The following is a 25,558-nucleotide window of genomic DNA, read 5'->3' on the forward strand; positions in this document are numbered from 1 at the left end:
CTCCTTCACAGGTTTTTTTGCGTCTCCCCAATGTTTTGGACCATTGAACAGACAGTCACGATGACAGACCAGAAAATTTGCTAGTTGGATCAATGCCTTGCGAGCGATGCGCCGCCGTCGACGGCGGTCGAGGCCGTTGATCGCAGTATTATTTTTTGCGCAGCCCTCGTTTCCGCTTCCGCAGTCGATCGCGTGCGACGTGTGCGGAACACTTTTCGAGATCGTTCGGCGGCGCGGCAGGCCGCAACGATTTTGTAGTGATCCCTGCCGCGTTGCTCAGCTCACTACGCAAAAACCAAGTTGGTCCCGCGAAAATTGGTCCCGCACAAGCGCGGCCAAGAAAATTCCCTCAACCTCAATTGGAGAAAAAAATGTCAAATCATAGTCCGTCCATCGCAGGCGATCAGCCTGGCGCGCGTGACGCTATCGTCCGGAAGCTGTCGCACGTGTGGCACAGCCAGGTCGGTTAACCTTGGCGACCATCAAGCCGTGAAGGGCTAATTGCGCCCTCTAGCTGTGTCGTGACGGCACCGCCTGATGACGGTGTGTGTAGTGCGACAGATAGAGACACTTCCTTTAGAATTTAGAATTCTTCGTTGGAAGATGGCGTTTGAGCAGAGCTCGTCGCATGAGCTACGATCGGTCGAGGGAGAGGGGAGGGTCAAAAGCTTGAGTCGGAAGATTCGGGACCGGTAGGTTAGAACCTCATTTTTTTACGCAAAATTCTCAGAACTATTTTTTTGTGTACCGCAACCCAAGTCTGCGGCGGCGGGGAAAGCCGAATCTCGGGGACCACCTGTCCTTGGGACCGGTGGGCCTAAAGGGGTAAGTTCTGCGGAAATGCCAAAGTACCCTTGGGTCCAGCCAAACCCTGTTCGGGGCAGTTCAGCTTGCATCGTCGAAGTGTTAACCTATCCGTCAGAAGCTGTCCTTCCCGCCTGAACCCGCAATAGACGCGCAATTTCCGTGTTCGGTCGTGCGGAGAGGCGCTAGAACCACCGTTCATGAGGCAGCTATTGGCGGCGCTGAGGCCTTTGCGATATGGTCGACGCTATCGACGAGGAGCTCCGTCACGCAACGACGGAAATGGAGCTTCGCAAGTCTGGTAGTGGCTTGCCGTGCTTGCCGAGCGAACTTGATCGTCGCGTCCGCTGGCACGCTCCAGATCTAACTACCATCGAGACAAAGCCCAGGGTCCTTCCTGCGAGATTTTGCATGCGCGTAGTTCGGACCGCCGGGGTTCGGCAGTGTGACGGGATTTTCGAAGCCTAAACAACTAAACATCAAGCCTAAACACGAGCCTTAACACGGAGCCCACGGCGCCCCCTGTAGTGGAAGCGCAGCTGCAGCGCGCTTGGATTGATACGGAGCGACCAATGACCGCTTCGCGCCACAAGCGGCCGATCAGAAACGGCCGCTTGGGCGAGAACAAAGGTCAAGTTTTGACGCGAGCTGCACGTCGTGCTGCGTGTTTACATCGCCCCCGCCACATTCCCAGACTGGTGCACCACCCATGGCACAAGCCCAGGCAGCGCCGGACGCAGAAAGTTCGTCGCGGCTGCGGTAACCGAGAGATATGGCTGATAGGCCTGACCGGCACCGTCTTGGCGAGACGCCGGCCCATCGCAGCCCAGCCTCGAACAGCACGTTCGGCCCGGCCTGCCCTTGAGGCTTCCGGGTGATTGCGTGCTAGTTGTTTCGTTGTGCGGTCCAATATCCCGAGCAGCGCCCGCCTGCTGCGTGGCCGCTCCAGGTCCCGCGGCCGGCGTCTCGCGTCAGCCTCCCTGACCCTGATGCGTATTTGTCGTGGACCGTCACCGATGCGCGAACGGCGCCCGATCTTCCGACATGCCCGCTAAACTTCACCAGATTGGGATGCGTCACAACGCCGTCGTTTATGTTCACTGAGAAATTGTAGGTTGGATCACAGCTTCCGCTTTGTGTAACGAAGACGAGATTCCAGGGACCGTCGTAAGAGGTTCGGGCTTCGGCAGCCGTTGCCAGGGTAAGGCAGGCACAGCCAATGACAGTCGCGATCAGTCGCTTGTTCATGATCTTCTCTCCAGAGAATTGGTTGATGTTCAGTAAGGCAGTTGTAGGTCTCGGGTATTGTTGTCTCTCTTGGTCGATCGCAGCTGTTGGTCGACCATCTGCTTTCACCGTGCGTTTCAAGAACCAGTGTGCATTTCGGCGGGCCCTATGCGGCCGTCCAGCCGCCGTCGATCGAGAGGTTGGCGCCGGTGATCTGCGCGGCGTCCTGGCTGCACAGGAACAGCGCCAGCGAAGCTACCTGCTCGACCGTGACGAATTCCTTCGTCGGCTGGGCCGCCAGCAGGACGTCGTTGATCACCTGATCCCTATCCATGTTGCGCGCCTTCATCGTGTTCGGGATCTGCTTCTCCACCAGCGGCGTCCAGACGTAGCCGGGGCTGATGCAGTTGCAGGTGATCTTCGACCGGGCGAGCTCCAGCGCCACCGTCTTGGTGAGTCCCACGATGCCGTGCTTGGCCGCGACGTAGGCCGACTTGAAGGGGGACGCGACCTGCGAATGCGCCGAGGCCGTGGTGAGTATACCGCCCCAGCCGCGTTGCTTCATGCCAGGAGTAACGGCACGGATCGCATGGAATGCGGAGGAGAGGTTGATTGCGATGACCGCGTCCCACCTTTCGACCGGAAAATCCTCGATCGGCGAGACATGCTGGATGCCGGCATTGTTGACGAGCACGTCCACGCTGCCAAACGTTCTCTCGGCAAACGAGACCATGTTGGCGATTTCTATCGGCTCGGCCATATTCGCGGGCGAATAGATAGCCTTCACCCCGAAATCGTTCTCGATTGCAGTCCGCGTTTTTTCGACATCGGCCGGTGCCCCAATCCCGTTGAGCACGATATTGGCGCCAGCACCCGCGAATGCCCGCGCATACGCAAGACCGATGCCGCTGGTCGAGCCGGTCACAACTGCGACTTTACCTTTCAGAATATCCATTTCGCCTTTCCTTGTTGATTTGTGACGGTCTTGTGGCTGGACGCCGGGCTGCTTCCGGGCTCGCGCAGCCGATCGCGGTCGTCCATCATGAGACCAGACTTCTCTCGTAGCTCCGGACCGGGTGTCGAACCGGCTGTTGCAGATAGTCGTGAACGACCTTGCCCAGCCCCAGGGTAAGGTCTGCGCGGATGTGAACCGCGGACACGATCTCAAGAACCGGCAACTCGGCCACGGGGGCCAGGGCGTGAGGCGTCAAGGCGAGAGCCGCGGGTCCGGTCCACGCCCCTTTCAAGACAAGTTGCTCGAGGTGATATTCGACGAGCTCGCAGATCCGCGGACTGCCGTCGACGTGCGGAATGATCTTGAGAAGAAAGTTCGGCTCCTCGAGAGCGGCCTTGACCTGCGCCAGGTCGGCTTCGCGGTGCTTGAATCCCATCGTGCCGGTTGCTACCCGCAACGGACCATAATCCAGAGTGCCGATGAGCGTATCGATCTCGGTCCGCAACGTCGGCTGGCCGAGCTTTTTCGGAAAGCCCCAGAGCTCCCGGCCGCCCGCGATCGGTCCCTCATCGTTCAGGAACATGCAGTGGTTGTAGCTGCCCCTGCGACCGCGGAACGACACCGGGATAACCTGGCCGCTCTCGGTATAGTCGCCAAAACCATTGGAATCCGGCATGCGGATGAATTCGTACTTGACCAGCGCTTCGCGTTCATCAAATTCGAGCGGACCCGGAATAACCGATCGCAGCTTCGCCGGATCGGTACGATAGGTGATGATCAGGTATTCGCGGTTCACGAATCGATACGGCCCCGGCGGATAGGCCGGACTGGTGAGCGGCATCGCGAACGCCCGCCTCAAGACTTCATTCTCGTGCATTCAATTCTCCTATGACCGGAACAACCGGCTTGGCTTACTCGCGACCATCCTGCTCAAGATCGAACGTGGACACGCCGTCCGCACTGGTCGGGCGGGCCAGCACTTCGGGATGACGAAGGGTGCGCAGCGCATCGTGATAACCGGCGCGCCAATGATCCTGCATCGAGAGGCGGGAAAACTCGTAGTCCTTGGAGTGGCCTTCGTAGTCCCGCGCGCGATAGATTAGCTGGACCAGGCTGTGCACGTTGTGAGAGGCAGCCGTCCTGAGCAGCCTGACGTCCTCATGCTCGCGCAGATCTTCAGGCAGCCTGCTCAAGAGAGCGGCCAGCTCTCGCTGCAACCGGTGCAGGCTCTTGAACTGGTCCGTGCTTGCTCGCGTGCGGCTCGAGTATTGAATCTCCTTTTGACGCGTAACGACGTCGGCCATATTGCGCGGAATCTGGCCGCGCGCGCTCCAGAGATCGACCTGAAACACAAGCGTGTCCTGACGGGCGCCAGACTCGATCGCCCACTGCAACGGAGTGTTGGATACGAGGCCGCCATCCCAATAATGTTCGCCATCGATTTCGACCGCCGGAAAGCCCGGTGGCAGCGCCCCACTCGCCAGGATGTGCTCTGGCCGAATCGTATGCGTGGCAGTGTCGAAATAGACCAGATTGCCTGTCCTCACATTGACGGCGCCTGCGCTGAACCGCGTCATGCCGGCGTTGAGACGATCGAAATCGACGAGCCGCTCCAGTGTCGTCTTCAACGCGCTGGTGTCGTAGATGCTCGTGGCGGCAAGCGTCCCACCCGCTTGTAACCATGGCGCCAGTGGCCGCGCAGAAAAAAATCCGTTTGCGCCAAACACTGCCGCAAAGCTCGCATTCACCTGATTGAGAAGATTGCGCGTGTGATCGCTGTTCATCAAATCGGTGAACGGCGCGCCTGGCCAGTGCCAGGTCGCGTCCGACGTCACCTGCGTCCAAAACTCGCGAAGCCGGTCTACTCGGGATTCGGGTGGATTGCCCGCGATAATCGCAGCGTTGATCGCTCCAATCGAAATACCGGCAATCCAATCCGGATGGATGTTGGCCTCGGCCAAGGCCTCGTAGACCCCGCCCTGGTATGCCCCTAGAGCGCCGCCGCCCTGTAATAGCAACACTGTGCAGTCGAATGGCAGACGCCGGTCGGCGGTCGTGAGGTGTGGTCGAGGTTGAAAGTTCATGGTTCCTTGCTCTCGGTTTCCGATTGCTCAAGCCCGCGTTCTGTCCGGTACGGGACGTCGCAGGCTCACGATCCTACTTAATAAACTATACCGTATAGTTTGTTAATCGCCGTGTCAAGCGGGCACGTTCATAAGCTTGTGCTGCAACTGATTGAGGGCTCCCACGTTCGTCGTTGGATTTTGGCGAGCCACGCACTCGGAACCAAATGCGGAGCCCAATCAGCCTGGACGCAGCGGTCAAGAGCATCCCTCGCGCTTCTGCCGTTCGCTCGAGGCACATGACCACGGCCGATTCTTTGTTGCAGTAGCTTGATATCGATGATGTCGTCGGCGTGCCGGCGCAACTCCCCGCGACCATGGCCGGTTGAAAGGCAATTGACGGTTCGCACGCAAAAGTTCTGGCGCAAAACAGACCAGACGCGGTCCAGTGGCGGTTAATCCGCTCGTTGACGACGCGTATGGCCGTGGCGCTTCGGCGCGCGAGCGTAGGAGGCGCTCGCCTCGGACAGCAGAGGATTTCGAACGCAGCTGCCGCCGCGACCGGAAATCATGGCGACGCATTGCTCCACCGTGTTGAAGCCGCACTGCCGCATGCCCGACGAATAGTCTTCTCGGCAGTATTCGTACCCGCCTGCGGCGATCGGCTCTGCAGCGCTCAACAGCGTCGCGCCGGCCAGTGCCGCCGCGGCAATCGTGCTGAAGGCGATAGTCTTGCTCATGTTGCTCTCCGTGCTTTTGAGTCTCAGCCATAAGCCGCCGGATCCGAACGCGCTTGTCTCACGTGCTTCTGGTGACTTTTTCGGCCTAATGAACCATGGGCCCGTAATAGGCGCCCCAGTGGCCCCACACATCGCGATCGGCAAGATTGGGCAAATCCCTAGCGCGATTACGGCAGCAGGCTTTCCGGTACGTATTATGCGCGTCCATCGGGGTACGCGCGTTGGCATTCGCCGTGAGGCGCGGTGAAGTCACTTGGCTCTCCCAAGCCATAGCGGGTGTCGTTAGTAGAACTGCGGTTAACAGGGCAGCCGACAGAAGATTGAGTTTCATGCTTCAATTTCTCCACTGGTTACAGAAAGCGGCAACGTTTTCGAAATTGCCGCCACCAAAGCAGCGCAACGATCGGGTTGAGCTTGCGATATCCAAAGCCTGGATTAGGATTTAGGATTCGGGCCGAGAACAGGGCGCGCAACGGCAGCCTTGCTGACGTCCCGCTCGCGGGCAACAGCGGAGAACGAACCGGTCTCCGTCGCGCGCACCAACGAAGCCAAAGCGTCTACGATGTCCATCGCAGTGTTCGCAGAATGAGGTCAACGGCCCGGGTTCATGATGGTTATTCGCAAACCAGAATGCGTCTCTGGCGCTTGTAGACGTAGTAGCAGTCGCTATCGGAAGAATACCCGCGGCCATAGGCATAACCAGAATAGGCTCCTGCGGCATAGGCTCCGGCGGCATGCGCTGCGCGGTAACCGTGTCGCGACCCGCCGTAGCCGTAGCCTCCGGAGCGGCTGTAGCTCACCGATGCGGAGCGGGCCGAACTTGCAACTGCCGGTCCGCCACGACCGCCGGCACGGAAGCCAGCAGGCCCCCTGAGATCGCCGCGAGGACCAGCGCCGGCGCCCAGCCGAGGAGCCGGACCGCCGAAGCCGGCACGGGGCGCACCGCCAGGCCCCATGGGAGGAGGACCTCCGAACGCCGGAGGACCGCCGGCCGCGATCGGCGGGGGACCGCCAGGTCCCATCGGAGGCGGCGGAGGGAATTGCGCAAACACCGCAGTGGGTGCCAAGGAAATCATTGCGAGTGTCGCGCTGACGGACAGCGTCAAGAGTGTCTTCCGGGTCATGGTCTTTTCCTTCTGCTAGAATTGCGTTTCGAGAGCCGGCGCCGGCTCGTTCTGCGGGGATACGCGCTCCGACGACGGGGCGTGTTGCGTCAAGTCCATAGCCTCAGGCATTGGCCGGCCTTCGTCGTGATCGGGGTGGATTCGGAACCACGCCACATAGAGCGCCGGCAGGAACAAGAGCGTCAGCAGCGTGCCGACGATGATGCCGCCCATCATCGCGTAGGCCATCGGGCCCCAGAAAATCTCGCGCGCAATCGGAATCAGCGCAAGACTAGCGGCGGCCGCCGTTAGGATGATCGGCCGCATGCGATTCTCGGTCGCTTCCACCACGGCGTCCCAAGCTCGGCGTCCCTCCTTCCTCAGATCCTCAATCTGCACGATCAGGATCACGGAGTTTCGGACCAGGATACCGATCAGCGCCAGCACGCCAAGAATGGCAACGAAGCCGAGAGGCGCGCCGCTCGGAAGCATAGCCATGACGACGCCAATCACGGCGAGCGGAGCGACCGCGAATACCAGGAACAGGCGATGGAAGCTTTGCAGCTGAACCATCAGGATTGTGGCCATGACGAAAAGCATCAGCGGAACGATGGCCACGATCGGCGCCTGGCTCTTGGCGCTCTCCTCGACGGAGCCACCGATCGCCACCGAATAATCCGCCGGCAGTGCTTTGGTAAATTCCGCCACCCTCGGCGCCAACTGATCCATGATTGTCTTCGGCTGGGCGTTGGTGACGATGCCAGCCTTCAGCGTGATTGTGGGAATCCGCGCGCGGCGCCAGATCGTCGGCTGCTCGATCTCGTAGCGCAGATTGGCCACGGCCCCGAGCGGCACCGACTGCCCGCCGAGCCCGGTTAACTGCAGATCTCGGAGCGTATCGATGGAGGCGCGCTCGACCGCGGTAGCGCGTCCAGTGACATTGACGAGATAGATGCTGTCGCGAACCTGTGTGATCGGCGTGCCCTCGAGCACCGAGTTCAGGGTCGTGGCGATGTCTTCCGAGGTCACGCCGAGCTGACGCGCCTTGTCCTGGAGAACATCGACCTTGACGACGCGCGCAGGCTCCATCCAGTCGAACACGACGTTGCCGAGATCGAGGTTGCTCCGGACGATGCCGGCGAGTTCCAGCGAGAGATCCCTGACCTTCGCGATGTCGGGCCCGCTTACGCGGTATTGCACGGGACGTCCCACGGGAGGGCCGACCTCGAGCAGCTTGACGTAGGTGTCGGTACCGGGAAACGTCTTCCTTAGATATTCCTCAAATTGCGCCTTGACGAGGTCGCGCGCCTTTATGCCGCCCTTGGTCACAACGACTTGCTGGCCAAACCAGGTATTGGCGGTTTGTACGTCGAACGACAGCACGAACCGCGGCGCGCCTGTGCCGACATGAGTCGACCAATGCTCCACGGAACCATTACCCTGCAGCTGTTCGCGCTCGAAGCGCGCCATCTGCGCATTGGTGTCCGCAATCGAGGCATTTTGCGGCAAGTTCCAGTCGATCACCAGCTCGTCACGGTCCGACGAGGGAAAGAACTGCTGCTGCACGAACGTCATGCCGAACAACGCGACGAAGAAGGCTGCAACCGTCACGCCGACAGTGATCCAACGGTGATGCATGCAGGCGAGCAGCAGGCGGGCGAACATCTGCGCCAGCCGGCCCTTCTCGCCATGGTGCCCCTTCATCTTTGCGGGCAGGATGGTGACACCGAGCAGCGGGGTGAACAGCACCGCGACGATCCACGACACGATCAGGGAGACCGCAATCACCACGAACAGGGTGAAGGTAAATTCACCGGCATTGCTGCTGTTCAGCCCAATCGGGATGAAGCCCGCGACGGTGACCAACGTGCCCGTCAGCATGGGAAAAGCGGTCGACGTATAGACGTGGGTCGCCGCCTTTTCCAGGGGATCGCCGGCCTCCAGTCGGGCCACCATCATTTCGACGGCAATCATGGCATCATCGACCAGAAGGCCCAGCGCGATGATCAATGCACCCAGTGAAATTCTCTGCAATGAAATGTCGGCATAGGCCATCACCACGAAGGTAATGGCGAGAACCAGCGGGATCGCAATTGCGACGACAAGACCGGCGCGCATGCCTAAGCTGAGAAAGCTGATGGCGAGAACGATGACCACGGCCTCAAACAGCGCATGGGTGAAGCCCGACACGGCATGCTCGACGACGACGGGCTGATTGGCGACCAGATGAACGCCGACGCCGATCGGCAGGTCGGCAATGACCTTTGACATTTGCTCCTTCAGCGCCTCGCCGAAGTGAAGCAGGTTGGCGCCGGACTTCATGCCGATGGCAAGCCCGATTGCAGGCTGGCCGTTGTATCTGAACAAGGTCTTGGGCGGATCGGCATAACCGCGTGTAATGGTCGCGACGTCGGTCAGCGGAAAGAAGCGGTCGTTGATACGAAGATTAACCGAGTTCAGACTTGCTTCCGACGTGAACCGGCCGTTCACCCGCACGCTGAGCCGCTCGGGGCCCTCCTGGAACACCCCGGACGGCGCGACCGCATTTTGTCCCCGCAGAGAGGCCATGATCGAATTGACGTCAAGGCCAAGGGCCGCGATCTTCCGCGTGGAGAACTCGAGGTAAATCACCTCCTCCTGCGTTCCCAGAATGTCGACCTTACCCACGTCCTGCACGGTCAAGACCTTGGCGCGGATACCCTCGACCTCGTCGCGCAGCTGACGCTGGGTCAAGCCGTCGCTGGTGAAGGCATAGATGTTACCGAACACGTCGCCGAAGCGGTCGTTGAAGCCCGGTCCGATCACTCCCTGCGGAAAATCACCTTTGATATCCGCGATCATGTTGCGGACGCGGACCCAGGTCGGCTTGACGTCAGCCGCCTTTGTCGTATCTCGCAGATAGACGAATACGGTGGTCTGGCCCGCGACCGTCACGCTCTTGGTGTAGTCGAGGGATTCCAGCTCCTCGAGCTTCTTTTCGATCCTGTCAGTGACCTGCCGCGTCACTTCTTCGGGCGATGCGCCCGGCCACTGCGCCTGGATCACCATCGTTTTGATGGTGAAGTCGGGATCTTCCTGACGACCAAGCTGAAGGTACGCAAAGAAGCCTGCCGCCATGAAGGCGATCATGAAATACCAGACGAGCGAACGATGTTCGAGCGCCCAGTCGGAAAGGTTGAACGACTTCATGGCTTCTGATCCTTTTTAATACGAACGTGTTGCCCCGGCGTGAGGCTGTGGATTCCGGCGGTCACGATGCGCGCACCGGGGGCAAGCCCGCTGGCGACGCGGGCATCTGCGGGGTCCCCGGCGAGATCGACCTTTTGCAGCGACACGGTGCTCTCACGCTGATCGACGACCCAGACGAAATTCGCACCATCCTTGGCGAGCACCGCTGAGGCGGGGACGCGCAATGTCGGACTTTGCGTTGTGCCGAGCTTCGCCGTAACGGTCGTGCCCAAGCGGAAGCTTTCAGGAGGATTGTTCAGGGCGATGCGGACTCGCCGCAGGCGTGTCGCGGGGTCTGCCTGCGGGGCGATCTCGCGAACCTTGCCTTCGACCTGAACGGCGGGGAGCAGCTGTAAGCTGACTGTGAATGGCAAGTCGATTTCAAGCTGCACCGGGAAATCCTCCCCAATATCGACCACCGCCTCCCTGATGTCAGGCCGCGCAACTGTCACGACATTTTGGCCTGGAGAGACCACCTGTCCGACTTCTGCGCCCACCGCGGTGACGACGCCGGCGAAATCGGCCTTGATCTGTGCATAGCTCCGTTGCTCGATCGCCTTGATCAAATTGGCCTGTGCGTGCGCCACCGACGCAGCGGCGCCGGCTCGCGCCTGCTCGGCATTGTCGAGGGTCTGCTTTGTGGTGGCGTCGGTTGTGATGAGGGTTCGCTGCCGCTGCTCCGTCGCCGTTGCAGTCGCCAGCTGCGCCTCGGCCTTCGTAAGCTCAGCCTTGGCCGAGCGCACCGCAAGCTCCAGAGCCGTGGGCTCTATCACACCGACAGTTTGTCCTTCGTTGACGAGGTCGCCAACGGAGACGGGACGCCCGGTCAGACGTCCCAGGACGCGGAACGCGAGATTGGTCTTGTACTGCGGCTCAACAACGCCCACGGCGACCATGCCGTCCGTGCGGCTCGGTTCAAGGACCATCGACAGCACGGGTCGCACAGGCTCGGGCGCTTTCGCGTCCTGCTGACATCCAGCCAGCGCCAGCGCGGATACGAACGTGCCAGCTGCAATCATGGCGCGTCTCTTCATGACGGGTCTCCCTCATATGTCACGGCTTGGCCAACGCTCAGCAGCTTGCCGCCATCAATAACGACGCGCTCACCTGGCTCGAGGCCCGCCTTGATCAGCACTTCACGGGCTTCATAACCGCCGATCGTCACCGGCTTGAGCGCGGCCGTTTTGGTCGCGGGATCGACGGTCCAGACCGCGGGCTTCGATCCCGCCGCCGCCAATGCGCTCCAGGGCAATGCGATCTGCTGCTGGGCTTTCGCTTTGACGGTTCCTGCAACGGCGCTTCCAAGCGTCATCGCGGCCGATGGATCCTGGATGGCAACCTTGACGCGGATGGTCGCGCTCTTCGCATCAATCGCGGGCGAGACTTCCCTAACATGCCCGTTCGCCGTCACGCCTGCGTCGGAGACGAGCGCCAGCGCAACGTTGCGGCCGTCGAGATCGCCAAACAACAGGGATTCGTAGATGTCAAACACGGCATCGCGTTCCCCGTCCTGCGCCAGGGCGAAAACGGGCTGCGCTGCCTGTACGACCTGGCCGACTTCCAAATTGCGCGCGGTGACCACGCCTGCCGCTTCTGCGCGCAGCGCGGTATAGCCAAGGGCGTCTTTCGACGTTCCGAGCTCCGCTTTTGCTGCTTCAAGCGCACCTTCTGCGGTTCGCAATCCTTCCTGCGCCTGATCGTAGACCGTCCGCGTGGTAAACCCGCTTGCGATCAGCGCCTTCTGCCGTTCGAAGGTTACCTTGGCCACGCGCAGCTGGGATTCTGCGGCCAGCACCGCCGCGGTCGCGGCATCGACGTCGGCCTGCTGCTCCGCCGGATCGAGCAGTGCCAGGACTTCACCAGCCTCGACGTGGGCGCCAACATCGACATAGCGCGCGAGCACACGTCCGCTGACGCGGAACGAGAGATCCGCGCGAAACCGGGCCTGGATTTCGCCGGTCAGGGTAACGGAGGCTTGTCGGTCACGCGGCTGCACGATCTCCGTGCGCACCATCGCCGCGCGCGTACCGGGAGCAGCGGCATGATCATTGCAGCCACTCAGCGCGAGTGCGGCAAGTGCAACCGCAAGGACGCTGGCCCCCATCAGCTTGCGTTTGCGGGCAGTTCGGTCGATTTCGGTGTGGTTCGTAGAGTGATGCTTCATGACACGTCCATGCTGTGGCGGGGTGACAACAACTTGCCCAGCACATCCGCCGCTGGTCGGGCAGAGACCGCTTGGGCTCCCTGAGCCGGATTTGGATCCAGTCGTGTTGCAACGGGACGGCTGTCCCGATCGGGGAAGCCTCCTCTGCGAGGCGTCGAGGCATCGGATGGGCTAACTTTTGACCGTCTGATGCGACGCTTCACCATCGTCCAGGTCGCCTGCCACTCACGCTCTGTCAGTGGAAACGACACAACGACAGACGTGAATTCATCGCCGGAGCCGTGCTCGACCCGCCCGCCGAGACCCTTGGCAAGATCATTACTGATCCGGAGTCCGCGCCCCTCGGCGCCCCGTGCCGACCGCGACCCATTGTCCAGAATGACGCAATTCACCAGCGTGCCGATTCGTGTCAATTTGACCGTGATCTCTCCGCTCCGCGCGTCGAAGCACGCATGCTTCGCGGCATTGGTTACGAGCCCGTGAACAATCAATCCGAGCCGCCGGCATCGCTCTGGCTCGAGCGGAAGAGATTCAGTTGCAAGTGCCAGCCGGATATTCATTCGATCCAGCAACGAACGGCGCATGGCGCTGCCCATCATGCGGATGTATGTCGCGGCGTCGATCAGCGCCTTGCCCTTGGGCATTGCGAGCGCCTGCTGCACATCGGCATGACCATGCAACAGTTCGACCACGTCGCTTAAGGCGCGCTTGGCCTCCGCCCCCTCAACCCGAACCGCCGCGGCCGAGACTAGGTTGATCGCCGAGGCGAGCCCACTATCGATCCGGTGATTCAATTCGCGCAGCAGAATGCCCTGCTCCACGATTGGCGAATCCGACCTGCACACAGTCACGACGATCTCCTCAGGTTGCTCGGACGATGGGGGGCCGAGCGCGCATGTGGCGGCTGGCCGGTCATCCGGATGAGCTTCGCAGGCCCGGCAATCAAAAGCCGTCTGCGGTGGCTCTAACTACACTAAACCGTATATTTTCTTTTCCTTGCATTTTCTTTCCGTGCATGTCAAGCGGGATCTGCAAAATCGTAATTAGGAGATCGTGATGGCGAAGAACAAAAGCCCGAAACGCGGCAGACCGTCCAAGGACCTTGCCGGCGACGTCCAGGCGCGGATTCTCGATGCAGCCCAGCAGCTCTTTCTCGAGAAAGGCTTTCGGAGCGCCAGCATTGACGACATCTCCGCGTTAGCCCCCGCGAGCAAACCGACCATCTATGCCCACTTCCCCGGCAAGGAGGCGTTGTTCGTGGCTGTGGTGGCCCGGACCATCAACGGATTGACGGATTTCGAGGGGTTCACGCCGGCAGGCCGCACCATCCAGGAAAAGCTCACCAATCTCGGCATCGAGATCGTGGAGCGATTCGTCGAGGACACGTTGGACCTCACGCGTGCGACGATCGCCGAGGCGCGGCGATTTCCCGAGTTGAGCCGAAATGTTCACGACGCGGCGCGCGACCGCGCGGCTGGCGCAGTTTCACAGCTCCTGAACGAGGCAACGCTGAGGATCGCGCGCTCGCCTAAAGGACCTTTCAGTGCAAAGCGGAGCGTTGCGACCGCGCAGATGTTCATGGATCTCATACTGCTTCCGATGCTTATGAGATCTCTGATGGGTGAGGACCTGAAGGATCTCAAAAAAGAGCTGCCTACGTTCCTGCACGAACGGGTCAATTTCTTTCTTGCGGCTTGCGAGGCAGACTGGAGGCCGTGAATCAGCCATCCCGCTCGCTATCCTTGCGCCACGGCTTGGGGACTTAAGTCGGCGGCCAGGTCGATCGACTGAACCCACGGTACGTGATGCAGGGCGCTCGCGCAGAAATCCATCATCTCGTCAAACGTGGGCCGAACGGTAGCCGCCTTGATCCGCGACGGATTGAGATATCCGTCCATTGCTTCAAGCAGGCAACACGTCATCGCCATCGGACTTCCCGGTCGCAGTTCGCCGCTCGCCTGTCCGCCAACAATGATCGTGCGCACCAGCCCCCGGACCCGGTCTGCGTAAGACAGTGCGACTGCCCAGTTCCCGCGTACCGCCGCAGCGACCAATTCGTGCAGTTTGCTGTCGTTCTCCAGCCGATGCTCGTGCAACTGCGAGATTGCGCTCAAGGCGGCCGTTAGACGCTCCAGGGCCGAGCCGCTCAAGAGAGCTGCAAGCGTTGCGGCCGCGGAGACCTGTTCGAACAAATCCGCTACGACCGCCTCTTCGATCGCCTGCTTTGAAGCGAAGAAGCGGTAGACGTTGGCGGGCGACATCGACGCGCCGCGAGCGATATCGGCGACGGTAGTCTTCCTGAACCCGATTTTGCGGTGCAATCGGATCGCCGCTTGCACGATCCGTTGACGAATGCACGGCGATCCGGCCTGAGGTAGGTGTTCCTGCATCGCTTGGGACCTCAGTGAGATGGGATCGAATGCAATTCGCGTCGGCAGGCTTCGCCGAAGCCACGCAAGGGATCCATTTCCTCCATGAATTCCGGAAGATCGCCAAATTCGCGGTTCGGTGACAGGTAGGTTTCGATGATTACGCGACCTGCTCGCTCCGCGGCTTGAACCACTTGATCGCTGGACAGAATCCTCATCCGCCCTATGAGCGCATACAGGTTGACCAGTTGCGGAATCTCGGATTTGTCGCTGATGAGCGCGTCGGCGTAGACTCGGGAGGCCTCCTCGATGAAGCTTCGATAGAGCCGCTCACGCTTGGAAATCGACCGGGAATAGTGGCGCTCGCGAAGCCTGCGGCGCCGAGTCACCCATCCAGTTACGATCGTGGAGATCGCTCCGAAGGCCGAGCCTCCGAACGCGGCGAAGGCGGGAGCATAATAAATCGTGTTCATGCGATCATTCCTCATCTCTCGCGCCGCGGTACCGGGGCGATCCTGTTGTCCTGACCGAAGCAGCTTCCGCAGCGTGATCGAAGATGGCTCTGCAAGCATCACTCAGGTCCGATTTTCTTTGCCTGAGACAGGCCTCCACATTGGTGGCGTCGGGGATGTAGCTAAGGCACAGCCGGAAGGCGTCAGGCGCGCATGCGGCCCTCTGCTCGGCAGTGCCGCGGTTCTCCTGCGCAATGGCAGTCCCATTGCCGAACATAGCCGCGAGCATGACGACTAATGTGTACTTGAACATACAGTATCCTTTCTTCTGCTGGGCATCGCGCTTTCGAACGGGAACGCAGCGTCACGCTCCGATTCCCGCCCGTCGAACGGCCTGAACACGAGCTTGTGAGTCTTCGCTCTTGACACATCCCGCGGTTCGGGATGTATATGAACTATACGGTATAGTTTATTTAGGAGACGTGGAATGTCAATACTCTTCTGGTCGCTCGCAAAGGAAAATCCGTGGCCGGGGCTTGCGCTCGCATCCCTGAACCTGGTCGTGGCCCTGTCTCTCGTGGGCCTGAGTTTGCTGCTGGGCGTTGCGATTTCCTTGCTTGCCGGGCTGCGCGCGTTCGTCGATCGAGACGCGGACCCGATCAAGCGGCAAGCCCGGCGACGGAGGGCCACTTCATGACGCCAACCCTCCTCCTCTTTCGCGATTGCATCATCTGTTCGGTCAACGTCTGGCTCATTCCCGTTGAATGCGCATTCAACATAATTGAGTCGGAGCTCGCGCGAAGAGGCGTCCAGCTATACCCGGCCGAACAGCGCACTGTGTGCGCCACCTGATGGCGCATTCGCGATTGACCGGAATCCATGAACTACAGTCCACGCCATTGGCTGGACAAGCGCCGCCATCCCGACGCCAATCTCCATTGGAAATCGAAACGGAAGCAACACATGCCATCCACATCAAGCCGAACAGCCGGCGAGCGGTCATGGATCGCATCGAAGGGACTTCAGCGCGGGAGCCGGGCGCTGTGAGCAGAACATCCGTTTTGTCAATGCGTACCCGCGGCTCAGTCGATGCTCAAAGTCCCGTGCGGGGTTACTTTCTGTGGGTCGGCGGAGCGTTGCTCGTGCTGCTCTTTGCAGCCGATTCGCTGTTGCCCGCGCCGCTGCCAAGCAAGCTCATCGAATCGCATTCTACGCTGCCGCCAATCCGGATCACGTCCGAGCTGAAGGGACCGGAAAAAGTTGTCATCGATACCAGCCAGCCCAATTTCCTGCCTACGCCCCCGGACAAAGAGATTGCTGCCCCCTCGCCGCCGCTCAGCTCTGATGTGGCCGATGCTGCACGACATCCGCCCCCGTCATTGTCCGAGCGAGCAGACGCGAGTGACGGGAGCCCCGCAATCTCGACCCGTGTCCGTGAAACGTTGGCGCAGTTAAGTCCGGTAGTTTCCGATCACGCCGGCTTAAGCAGGAAGCGAGTCGGGCTTGCCTCGGAACCACAGCGCAATTTCCCTCAGACTCGGTCCGAGAAGCGGCGGCGATCTGCGCGGCATCGGAGTTTCGATACACACCAGTAAAGCCACCGGTCAATCTTGATCAAGTGTCACAGGAGCTACCTCATGTTCAAGAAGCGATTATTTGCGATTATCGTCTGGTTCGCCACGCTTTCTGCTACGGGCGCGATAGCCGATGTCGCCCATACAACTTTGGACGCCGCAAATCGAGGCGCTGCCGAGGAGGCAGTGACCCGCCGCTTGCTCGATCAACTTCGCAGCATAAAAATACCACTCAGTCAGGCGGTGGTGATCGCCGAGCATTTACATGACGGTTCAAGGACCGCCGACATTAGCTTGGAGATATCCGGTCCGCCCGTTTATCGAGTGCGGACGGTAAAAAATGAGCGAATCTGGGAGAACGTCATAGATGCGAACACCGGAAGCGTTACAGAAAAGGAAATTTCATCATCGCTGAGGGAGCTCGACCACGAGGATCAGGGCAACATCATTGCCCTGAAGTCAGTTGAGCTAGAGCTGTCGGACGCCGTACGTATAGCCGAGAAAGCTGCAGAGGGAAGCGCGCTCGCTGGAGGTTTGAAGAAGCAGGATGGCAAAACCAACTTTGTGGTCATCATCGCCAATGGCGATCGCTTGAAGGAGGTAGTGCTCGAGCCGCCCAAAGTGGAACGACAGGGGTCAGTTCGCCGCTAACCGCGGATGTGCCCATCCGCCGAGACCACGAGCGCTCCCGAGAACGGACATCGCGATCGCGCCTAAAGGGCTGGACCTCGCGGACTGGGGGTCTGACCCGTCATGAATAGCCACACCCAAAGGAAACATTCGGAAAAAAAGAGCCGACAGCGATACGCTGTCGGCTCAAGTGACCCGTCGGCGTCGCAGCCAGTCGATGGCGCAAACTCCGGAGCGTCTCGGGAGGGGAGGCGCTTTGCGGGTTTCGTGTCGAGGCCAGCGCCGATCGGCGAAACAGCGCGGGTGAGTTCGACACGATAATCGTAGCGGAGCCACAGTCTCCCTTCTTGTACGGAGTTGTCGCAAATGTCGTCCTGCATCCGTCCATCCAGGGCACTAGTGCGAGCCAGCCAACCGTTCCGCGGATGACATTGGGACAAGCGCATCCCGAAAAACGCAACAGCATACGCGAGATCGTTCTACGAAACTCATACGTCTCTTCGGGAACGTCGCGAATTGAATGCTGCACATGACCAGACTGGCCACCCTTCTCGCTTCATTGGCAATCGGCGCTGCCTCAATACCCGCCCTCGCCTCGCAGTGCACTTCGTCGAGTGAGATCGCGGCGTCGCGGACGCGTCGGGTAGTCATACGTCAACAGGTTTTCAATGCGACGGACCACGAGATGGCATGCCGCGCATTTGCTGCAGCATTCGTGGAATTGGTGATGGCACGTCGGGCGGCCGCCACTTGCGTCCGGGAAGCCGACCGCGATTCTGACATCAACGCGCTCGACGCCGAAATCAATGCGGTCAACGATCTGATCGCCGTCAAGTGTCGCGGTTGATGTGCAAACTATTTTCAGGAGGTGAGCCAGCGGTAGTCGCGCGGCGACATTCCGACATGCTGACGAAATCGCCGGGCGCAATGACTTTGATCTACAAACCCTGCCGCTAACGCGATTTCTGACAATGGCATGTCGGTTTTGGACAACAATCTCATGGTGAGTTCCACGCGCCGACGAATTAGATACTCGTGCGGGGTGACGCTCATGGAGCGTTTGAATGCTCTAACAAAGTAGCAAACGGATAGATTCGCGAGCTTCGCCAGCAGTTCCACGCGGATGCGTTGTGCAATGTGGTCATCGATATATTCGCGTATCCTTCGGAGCGTTTTTGGAGACAATCCGCCGCGCGCACGGTCACCTAAGGCGATCGCGCCACTCTCCGTGCCGCTGCCGCCGTACGGGACGCACGGCGCAAATGAACCAATTTGTTGATCGAAGGCAAATCGGTGAACCGGCTGCGCCGAACTTTCGCTGGCCCGTTCGTCCAACATCGGCATTTTGACGCGCCTCCTGGTCTGATTGGCTGTCGTTGCGCTGGCGCGAAGCTCACCGGCTTAAAAGCCGCGGCCTAGCAATCTTGAGCGCAATTGTATTCACGAAGGCCACGCGCACAACTAAACCAAAGCAGCAGCGGCTCATGCGTTGGATTGTCAATTTCCGAACGACATGCGGGAGAGAGGACGCCTCATGAGTTCTGCTCAGGCGAAGCGCTGGATCGCACCGCCGAACCGAGGCATCGTTCGAGATGATCGTCGTCCACTGGTTTGCAGAGATAGCAGAAGACCCCATCCTTCAAAGCCCGCTCCCGGACGATCTCATCCGGATAGGCCGTCACCAGAATTGTCGGGATGTTGTGCCCCGTATTCTTCAGATGCCTGTGGAGTTCAGGCCCAGTCATTCCAGGCATATTGACGTCGGCGACCAGGCAGGCCACCTCGACCACAAGAGGTGATGCCAGAAAACTCGCTGCCGATGGGAACGCTTCCACAGAGTAGCCGAGTAAGTTTATCAGCTTCTGCATGGATTCGCGGAAAGGCTGATTATCCTCGACGATCGCGACCAGTTTATTTTTCCGTTTCGGCATCGCGGCTTCCAGGCAATTAGCCCGCGGCACACTCGGCGCCCGCATACAACTCGCAGTTTCCACTCGGACTCGCGACAAAGCAATGCCGCCGCTCCTAAGCCATGGCTTATGCCCCCGCTGTTCGCCTTAGTAGAGAAGGGGCTGTTCTTGCCGACAGATTTTGAGTAAGATGTGGTAGGGTCAAAGACGTGGCCCTTAACTCGGGGTGCTGAGTGGACGCGAACCCCAGTGTCTTGATCATCGATGATGACGCCGAGTTTCGCGACTCGGTGGGGCGGCTGCTGCGATCAGTTGGACTGGAAAGTCGGCAATTTTCGTGTGTCTCTGAATATTTGAGCGCCGATCCTGCTCCGGACGGTCCAACCTGCCTGGTGGTGGACGTGAGAATGCCAGGGCGAAGTGGCCTCGATCTCCAATGTGAGCTTTCCGCGGCGCACAGAAACCTTCCAATGATCTTCATCACTGCGCACGGCGACATTCCGATGAGTGTGCGGGCGATGAAGGGAGGCGCCATCGAGTTCCTGACAAAACCGTTCCGCGATCAGGATCTCCTCGATGCGATCATGACCGGGCTCGCGCGCGATCGTGCCCGCCGGGAGAACGACAAGGCCTTGGGAGCACTCAGGGAACGCTTCGACACGCTCAGCCCACGCGAGCGCGAGATCATGACCCAGGCCACCGCCGGGCGCCTCAACAAACAGATTGCGAACGACGTCGGCATCGCTGAATCGACGGTGAAGGTGCATCGGTCCAACCTCATGCGGAAAATGAAAGCACGTTCTCTTCCCGAGCTCAGCCGAATGGTGGATGCGCTTGGCCTACCGCAGCAAAGGCCGCAGCGCTCCTGACTTGGCCGACCCGATGATGTATCCACGATTGTCGCCGCTTCAATCTGCTTCTGCTTTCCCACGCCACGCGTCATCCCGATGCATGTCAATGTGAAGGTCCCCTCGCCTTCAACCTAAGCCTCAGCCTATTTTTCCCCAACGATCGGTTAATCCGACGGCACTGCCAGACAATAGACGTCTGCGCCCCGAGCCGCGATGCTCGTTGCGCATTTATCTCACCAATGGTGCTGCAAAATGTTGATCTGGCTAACGTCAGGGTGCGAATTCGGTGCTTCGCTGATCCTGGCTTGCGTCAACACAGTTGTCGCCCTGGCGCTGATAGCTCTCAGCCTGTCTCTCGCGATCGCGGTTTCTCTGCTGGCAAATTGCGCGTCGCTACAGGCAAGAGCTCGCCCCTCCTCGACGTTGGGCGCGAGGTGTACGAGTGACCCAAACTAGAAGGAGCAATCCGACCATGACGTGCAGATACAGATGTGCCTCTCTCTTGGTGATGGCTACGCTCTCCTCCTCTTGCGTCACAAGCGTAGTCGCGCAAGAGAACCGAGGGACGCTCGAGCAGCAGACGGCATGTGCGCCTGATGCCTTCCGGCTCTGCAGCAGCTACATTCCCGATCCGACCGAAGTTGCAAGCTGCCTACGGCAGAGGAGCACAGAACTGAGCGGTGCATGCCGGTCGGTTTTCGACCAAGCTGCCAAGACGGTTGATCCGTCTAGATTGAGCAGATCCGCCCGCGAGTACTGACCGGCGCGAGCTTGAAGAGATGGTGACGGATAAAGGCCAACTCCAACTCGGGAGCTGCATATGAGAGTCAAGCTCTGCGCCCAGTGCCCCTATACGGCGCGAGATCTGGCGGATTACTACGACGTAAACTCCAGCTCTCATCTGTGCTTTCGATGCGACAGTAAAAGCGCGCCAGCAGAACTCGCCATTCTCGTGACAGCGAACCGGGAGTCAAAATGTGCCATAGCCGAAAACATCATGAACGCCGCAGCGCAGCTAAGGCCGGCGCTTTCTGTGGCAGAACGTTTGAGCTGACCCCCGGAGACACGCGAACGCCATCGCCAATGGTTGTTTTCACGTTCATGTCGCGAGAGGTTTCTGGCGCATCGAATATGAGTGTTGAACAATTCCTTGATGGGACACTGCGTCCTTGAAGCGTCCGTGCAAAGGTCTTGTCTCGGTTGCCGTTCTGCTTTTGTGGACCAGTTCCGCCAAGGCGCAAGAAGCGGCACAGGATGCGGCTCATCGCCACCACCCTCCGCAGGATCAGGCGCTGCACGAGAAGTTTTATTCGACCTGGCACATGCCGGATAATCCGACGGTCAGCTGCTGCAACAACTCAGACTGTTACCCTACCGAGATCCAATACGTCGACGGCAAGATCTATGCGAGGCGGCGGGAAGACGGGAAGTATATTCTCATACCGACCCAGAAGATCGAGCGAAACAGGGATAATCCTGACGGCCGAAATCACCTTTGCGCGCCAACGCCGGCCCGTTTTCCGACTGACACGGTCTATTGCTTCGCATTGGGAGGCGCCACATGAAATTCGTATTGGTGAATGGCTCCCATCCGGACAACGTTCTGCCTGCAATGCTGCGAAAAGATCAATGGCAACTATGTCCGCGAAATCAGGTTTCGCCTACCTTACTGCGATTATCAATGCTACGCACGCCACTGTGATTTTGAAACGCGGGTGGCAAGCTTGGGCAATGGAGGCTTCGTTATGGCTCATGGAGCACAATAAGAAGCTCGATGATCGAGGATGCCGGGAGGCGAGTCGGGACGGCACCCGCACGGATAACGGTCCGGGAACCTTCCGCGGAGAGCGCCAATAGTGTAACGTCGTTCCTTGCTGTTTGCGCGGATTTAGGCGGTTTTTGGCTCGCGAAGCGGAAGTGCCGTGATCGAGAGACCGGCAGGATATCGGGCCATTGTCCGCGCCCCCGCAGTCTGGGCGTGCTTGGATGGAGATTACGCATAAGCGGAGATCCCGATTACTGGCCATTGCCGTCCAGTTCCTGTTGGGCATCACCGGCCTGGTATTCATCACCTTCGTCTGCTTTCACCTTGACTTTGGGGTTGCGAGGACGGGCTTTGTTTTTGTCATTCTGATCGCGCTGGTTTCGCTGCTGGGCAGCACTAGCGCCTCGGTCGTTTTGTCGTTCCTGGCCGTAGCGTTCCTGAACTACTTCTTCGCGCCGCCATTGTTCGAGTTTCGCATTGATGTTCTGGATGACATTGAAAGGATGGCGGTGTTCTTGACGACGTCGCTGGTCGTAACTGCGCTGACGACCAAGCTTAAGCGCTCGGAGAATGAGCTACGTGAAAATCAATCCAAGTTGGAAACGGCACAGCGGATCGCGCATTTTGGATGGTGGGAGCGAGATTTCACGACCAAGCATGTGTCTCTTTCAGACGAGGTTTCCCGGATTTTCGGAGTGCAGCCAGTTGATCTGCCGGAGTGGCATGGACGATGGCTAGACCTAATTCACCCGGAAGACCGGGCGAGAGCAGCCGAAGCCGCTGCGGCTGCTCTAAGCCCCGGCGGTCCACGTTACGACGTGGAATATAGGGTGGCGCGTCCTGACGGCACCCTGCGCGTGATCCACAGTCAAGGTGATGTCACGTGGGACGAATCCGGGCGGGCTCTTCGCCAGTTTGGCGTTCTGCACGATATCACGGAGCTGAAACAGACGGAGCGGGAGCTGCGCGCGAGCGAGGCGCGCTTCCGCACCTTGGTGGACCACGCATCCGATGCGTTCTTTCTCTACAATGAGGATGCGACGGTTCTCGATGTGAATCGCCAGGCGTGCGAAAGCTTGGGCTATCGCCGCGACGAACTGATCGGGAGGACCGCGTTCGACTATGGTCCGGATCTGACACCGGAGCTTCTGCTGCGCATCCGGGAGCGTCTGCGGGCGGGGAAAACTGTGACCTATGATGGTCGTCATCGTCGAAAGGATGGAACCGAGTTTCCCGTCGAGGTGCGCATCCGGCCGTTCTGGCACGAGGGCCAACTGCTGGCCGTTTCCCTGGACCGCGACATCACCGCGCGCAAGCGGGCGGAGGATGAACTGCGCGCGAGCGAAGAGCGCTTTCGCACCCTCGTCCAGTTCTCCTTCGACGTGTACTGGGAGAGCGATGCGCAGCATCGCTTTACCCGCCAGGAATTTGCCGAAGGCCTTGCTGACGCGCCGGCGCCGGGCTCCGAGATCGGCAAGACTCGGTGGGACGTGCCCTACCTTCGGCCTGACGAGGAAGGCTGGCGCAAGCACCGTGAGACACTCGATGCGCACCTGCCATTCCGAGATTTTGAGCTCGCTCGACCTGCGCCCGATGGCGGCAAGCGCTACGTGTCTGTCTCTGGGCTGCCGGTATTTGACGGGGCTGGACGCTTCATCGGCTATCGCGGGGTCGGACGGCACATCACCGAACGCAAGCGGGCGGAGGACGAGCTGCGCGCGAGCGAGGAGCGTTTTCGTACCGTCGTTCATTTCTCCTTCGAAGTGTACTGGGAGACAGACACACAGCATCGCTTCACCCGCGTGGAGTATGCTCCAGGGCTAGTTGAGGCGCCGGTGTCAGACTCGGAAATAGGCAAAAGACCTTGGGAATTGAGCAACTTCGAGGCTGACGCCGAAGCCTGGCGCAAGCACCGCGAAGCCGTTGATGCTCACCAGCCATTTCGAGACTTCGAGATTGCGCAACGCACTCCCGACGGTAGTAAGAGGTACATGTCCATTTCTGGGTTGCCCGTATTTGACGAGTCGGGATGTTTTGTCGGCTACCGCGGAGCGGGGCGCGACATCACCGAGCGCAAGAAGGCAGAAGAGGCACTCCGGCGCAGCGAAGCCTATTTGGCCGGAGCGCAGGAGCTGAGCCATAGTGCTGCTTTTGCCCACAACCTAAAGGAAAATCTCTATTGGTCGGAAGGACTGTACCGAATTTGGGGGTTTGATCCGTCGCGGGGAATGCCGAACCGCGAAGCCTGCTTTCAACGAATGCATCCGGACGATCGCGACAGGGTACGGCAAGTGGCCGAGGAGGCCGTAAGGCAGAAACAAGATTATACGGTCGAGTACAGAATTGTTCTCCCCGATGGAACGCTCAAGCATCTCCGAGCGATCTGTCACCCCTCGTACTCTTTGGCTGGAGAGCTGGTTGAGGTTGTCGGGACGGCCCTCGACATAACGGAACGCAAACGGGCGCAAGAGGAGCATGAGCGGCTGCGCCAGCTGGAGGCAGATCTCGCGCATCTCAACCGGCTGAATGTCATGGGAGAGCTGACCGCCTCCCTGGCTCACGAGATTCTGCATCCGATTGCCACTGCGCGAAACAACGCCCGTTCGGGAATGCGCTTCCTGGAAATGAGCCCGCCAAATCTGGCTGAAGTCATGGAAGCGCTCGGATGTGTTGTCAGGGACACCGATCGAGCCAAGGAAATCGTCGGCCGCGTTCGTGATCACATCAAGAAGGCGCCTCCACGAATGGAGCTCTTCGACCTCAATGGGGCGATTGATGAAGTGCTCGTAATGGTGCGAAACGCAATCGACGGAAATGAAGTCTCGGTCCGCACCTGCCTTATAAAGCATCCGGCGCCCGTTCGAGGCGATCGCGTTCAACTGCAGCAGGTGGTCTTGAACTTGATTCTGAACGCCGTGGAAGCAATGAGCTCGGTTGAGGAAGGAGCGCGAGAGTTATCGATTAGCACTGAGCTAAGCCAGACGAACGGCATCCTCGTCGCAATTTGCGATTCGGGACCAGGAATTGATCCTGAACATCTCGATGGGGTCTTCGCGCCATTCTACACGACAAAAACCAGTGGAATGGGAATGGGGCTCTCGATTTGTCGATCCATCATCGACGCCCATGGGGGCCGCTTGTGGGCAGAGGCCAACCGACCTCGGGGCGCAATACTCCAATTTACCTTGCCAGCCGGCGTGGAGGACTCATGAGTTCTCTTCACGCAGCCTTCCGAATTGGAGAGCCGAACGAAGGCAGCGTTCCAGACGCGAAAATGGCCGAGTATCCAGCCCGGCCGTCCAAGCATTCCCCCGCCTACCACCGGGCACGCGACGGACACGATCGCGAGCTAGACCAGTTTCGACCGCATTGGATCGAGACTACGGCTGGTCGACTCAACAGGCAGATCGCCCTGAGAGCTTGATGGTCATAACACCGTCGCGCGGTTCTCTTGCGGCTTGTCGAAAGCGATTTGGAGCCAGCCCACCCATTTGCAATCACTTTGCCGGCGACTCCTGAAGCGATTGACGCATTCCGTGGAACAAAGCTGGGTTCGCCATGAGTGGTGTCGGACGAGACCAAACTTGCCATCACAGACTGCGCATCGCGTGGCTCTGTCAGTTCTAAGACCTTCGTGAGTGTTGAGCATTGTTGTCTCCTCTTGGGCCTATCGTAGCTGTTCGTAGATCATCCTCTTTCATCGTCGCCTTTGATGAGCCTGTG

Annotated in this window: 21 protein-coding genes; 7 read left to right on the top strand and 14 right to left on the bottom strand. The window is 59.6% G+C overall.

The annotated features are described in order from the left end of the window. Positions 1 to 2,197: 2,197 nt before the first annotated feature. From JQ611_RS33685 to JQ611_RS33725, 9 genes are all read right to left on the bottom strand, one after another. Complete coding sequence (locus JQ611_RS33685) at positions 2,198 to 2,986, bottom strand: 3-hydroxybutyrate dehydrogenase (RefSeq protein WP_212467873.1); 789 nt, start codon at positions 2,984 to 2,986, stop codon at positions 2,198 to 2,200. Positions 2,987 to 3,071: 85 nt separating this feature from the next. Further along, positions 3,072 to 3,863 (bottom strand): acetoacetate decarboxylase, encoded by a 792-nt coding sequence (locus tag JQ611_RS33690; RefSeq protein ID WP_212467874.1) that lies wholly within the window; start codon positions 3,861 to 3,863, stop codon positions 3,072 to 3,074. Between the two features lie 34 nt (positions 3,864 to 3,897). Further along, positions 3,898 to 5,070 carry a DUF3734 domain-containing protein gene (locus tag JQ611_RS33695; protein WP_212467875.1) on the bottom strand — a complete coding sequence of 391 codons (1,173 nt, stop codon included), beginning with the start codon at positions 5,068 to 5,070 and terminating at the stop codon, positions 3,898 to 3,900. A 434-nt stretch (positions 5,071 to 5,504) separates the two neighbouring features. Next, positions 5,505 to 5,789 (bottom strand): DUF3551 domain-containing protein, encoded by a 285-nt coding sequence (locus tag JQ611_RS33700; protein ID WP_212467876.1) that lies wholly within the window; start codon positions 5,787 to 5,789, stop codon positions 5,505 to 5,507. A gap of 614 nt (positions 5,790 to 6,403) precedes the next feature. Then, positions 6,404 to 6,913, bottom strand: coding sequence for a hypothetical protein (locus JQ611_RS33705; protein WP_212467877.1), 510 nt, complete (start codon positions 6,911 to 6,913; stop codon positions 6,404 to 6,406). A gap of 15 nt (positions 6,914 to 6,928) precedes the next feature. Beyond that, positions 6,929 to 10,081 carry an efflux RND transporter permease subunit gene (locus JQ611_RS33710; RefSeq protein ID WP_212467878.1) on the bottom strand — a complete coding sequence of 1,051 codons (3,153 nt, stop codon included), beginning with the start codon at positions 10,079 to 10,081 and terminating at the stop codon, positions 6,929 to 6,931. Continuing rightward, positions 10,078 to 11,154 carry an efflux RND transporter periplasmic adaptor subunit gene (locus tag JQ611_RS33715; RefSeq protein WP_212467879.1) on the bottom strand — a complete coding sequence of 359 codons (1,077 nt, stop codon included), beginning with the start codon at positions 11,152 to 11,154 and terminating at the stop codon, positions 10,078 to 10,080. The genes JQ611_RS33710 and JQ611_RS33715 overlap by 4 nt, the downstream gene beginning before the upstream one ends. Further along, positions 11,151 to 12,284 (bottom strand): efflux RND transporter periplasmic adaptor subunit, encoded by a 1,134-nt coding sequence (locus JQ611_RS33720; protein ID WP_409411316.1) that lies wholly within the window; start codon positions 12,282 to 12,284, stop codon positions 11,151 to 11,153. The genes JQ611_RS33715 and JQ611_RS33720 overlap by 4 nt, the downstream gene beginning before the upstream one ends. Continuing rightward, on the bottom strand, positions 12,281 to 13,105 hold the full coding sequence (locus tag JQ611_RS33725) for a sensor histidine kinase (RefSeq protein WP_212467880.1): 825 nt from the start codon (positions 13,103 to 13,105) through the stop codon (positions 12,281 to 12,283). The genes JQ611_RS33720 and JQ611_RS33725 overlap by 4 nt, the downstream gene beginning before the upstream one ends. A gap of 235 nt (positions 13,106 to 13,340) precedes the next feature. On the opposite strand from JQ611_RS33725, the gene JQ611_RS33730 reads away from it, so the two are divergent. Further along, positions 13,341 to 14,003, top strand: coding sequence for a TetR/AcrR family transcriptional regulator (locus JQ611_RS33730; protein WP_212467915.1), 663 nt, complete (start codon positions 13,341 to 13,343; stop codon positions 14,001 to 14,003). Between the two features lie 17 nt (positions 14,004 to 14,020). Here the strand turns inward: JQ611_RS33730 and JQ611_RS33735 are convergent, their stop codons facing one another. The 3 genes from JQ611_RS33735 to JQ611_RS33745 form a co-directional block, all read right to left on the bottom strand. Continuing rightward, positions 14,021 to 14,623, bottom strand: a complete 603-nt coding sequence (locus JQ611_RS33735; protein ID WP_312012309.1) for a TetR/AcrR family transcriptional regulator — start codon at positions 14,621 to 14,623, stop codon at positions 14,021 to 14,023. 62 nt (positions 14,624 to 14,685) lie between these two features. Further along, a complete protein-coding gene (locus tag JQ611_RS33740; protein ID WP_249133666.1) occupies positions 14,686 to 15,126 on the bottom strand; it encodes a hypothetical protein in 441 nt (146 codons plus the stop codon). A gap of 4 nt (positions 15,127 to 15,130) precedes the next feature. After that, complete coding sequence (locus JQ611_RS33745; RefSeq protein WP_212467883.1) at positions 15,131 to 15,418, bottom strand: hypothetical protein; 288 nt, start codon at positions 15,416 to 15,418, stop codon at positions 15,131 to 15,133. Positions 15,419 to 15,592: 174 nt separating this feature from the next. Here JQ611_RS33745 and JQ611_RS33750 point away from each other — a divergent pair, with 174 nt between their 5' ends. The 3 genes from JQ611_RS33750 to JQ611_RS33760 all read left to right on the top strand — a co-directional run bounded on the left by JQ611_RS33750 (position 15,593) and on the right by JQ611_RS33760 (position 18,156). Then, a complete protein-coding gene (locus JQ611_RS33750; RefSeq protein ID WP_212467884.1) occupies positions 15,593 to 15,802 on the top strand; it encodes a hypothetical protein in 210 nt (69 codons plus the stop codon). A 940-nt stretch (positions 15,803 to 16,742) separates the two neighbouring features. Then, positions 16,743 to 17,330 carry a PepSY domain-containing protein gene (locus JQ611_RS33755; protein WP_212467885.1) on the top strand — a complete coding sequence of 196 codons (588 nt, stop codon included), beginning with the start codon at positions 16,743 to 16,745 and terminating at the stop codon, positions 17,328 to 17,330. 508 nt (positions 17,331 to 17,838) lie between these two features. Beyond that, positions 17,839 to 18,156, top strand: coding sequence for a hypothetical protein (locus tag JQ611_RS33760; RefSeq protein WP_212467886.1), 318 nt, complete (start codon positions 17,839 to 17,841; stop codon positions 18,154 to 18,156). Between the two features lie 14 nt (positions 18,157 to 18,170). On the opposite strand, the gene JQ611_RS33765 is transcribed toward JQ611_RS33760, so the two are convergent. Together JQ611_RS33765 and JQ611_RS33770 are read right to left on the bottom strand one after the other, a co-directional pair. Beyond that, entirely contained in the window at positions 18,171 to 18,653 is a 483-nt protein-coding gene (locus JQ611_RS33765; protein WP_212467887.1) for a helix-turn-helix domain-containing protein, read from the bottom strand. A 188-nt stretch (positions 18,654 to 18,841) separates the two neighbouring features. Next, positions 18,842 to 19,240: a response regulator transcription factor gene (locus JQ611_RS33770; protein ID WP_212467888.1), complete on the bottom strand. Its 399-nt coding sequence runs from the start codon at positions 19,238 to 19,240 to the stop codon at positions 18,842 to 18,844. A 212-nt stretch (positions 19,241 to 19,452) separates the two neighbouring features. Here JQ611_RS33770 and JQ611_RS33775 point away from each other — a divergent pair, with 212 nt between their 5' ends. From JQ611_RS33775 to JQ611_RS33785, 3 genes are all read left to right on the top strand, one after another. Next, positions 19,453 to 20,088, top strand: a complete 636-nt coding sequence (locus JQ611_RS33775; RefSeq protein WP_212467889.1) for a response regulator transcription factor — start codon at positions 19,453 to 19,455, stop codon at positions 20,086 to 20,088. 1,151 nt (positions 20,089 to 21,239) lie between these two features. Further along, positions 21,240 to 21,635: a hypothetical protein gene (locus JQ611_RS33780; protein ID WP_212467890.1), complete on the top strand. Its 396-nt coding sequence runs from the start codon at positions 21,240 to 21,242 to the stop codon at positions 21,633 to 21,635. Between the two features lie 421 nt (positions 21,636 to 22,056). Then, the gene (locus tag JQ611_RS33785) at positions 22,057 to 25,047 is read left to right on the top strand and encodes a PAS domain S-box protein (RefSeq protein ID WP_212467891.1); all 2,991 of its coding nucleotides are present in this window, start codon (positions 22,057 to 22,059) and stop codon (positions 25,045 to 25,047) included. Positions 25,048 to 25,558: the final 511 nt, after the last annotated feature.

This window comes from Bradyrhizobium sp. AUGA SZCCT0182 (genome assembly GCF_018130185.1).
GTDB lineage: Bacteria > Pseudomonadota > Alphaproteobacteria > Rhizobiales > Xanthobacteraceae > Bradyrhizobium.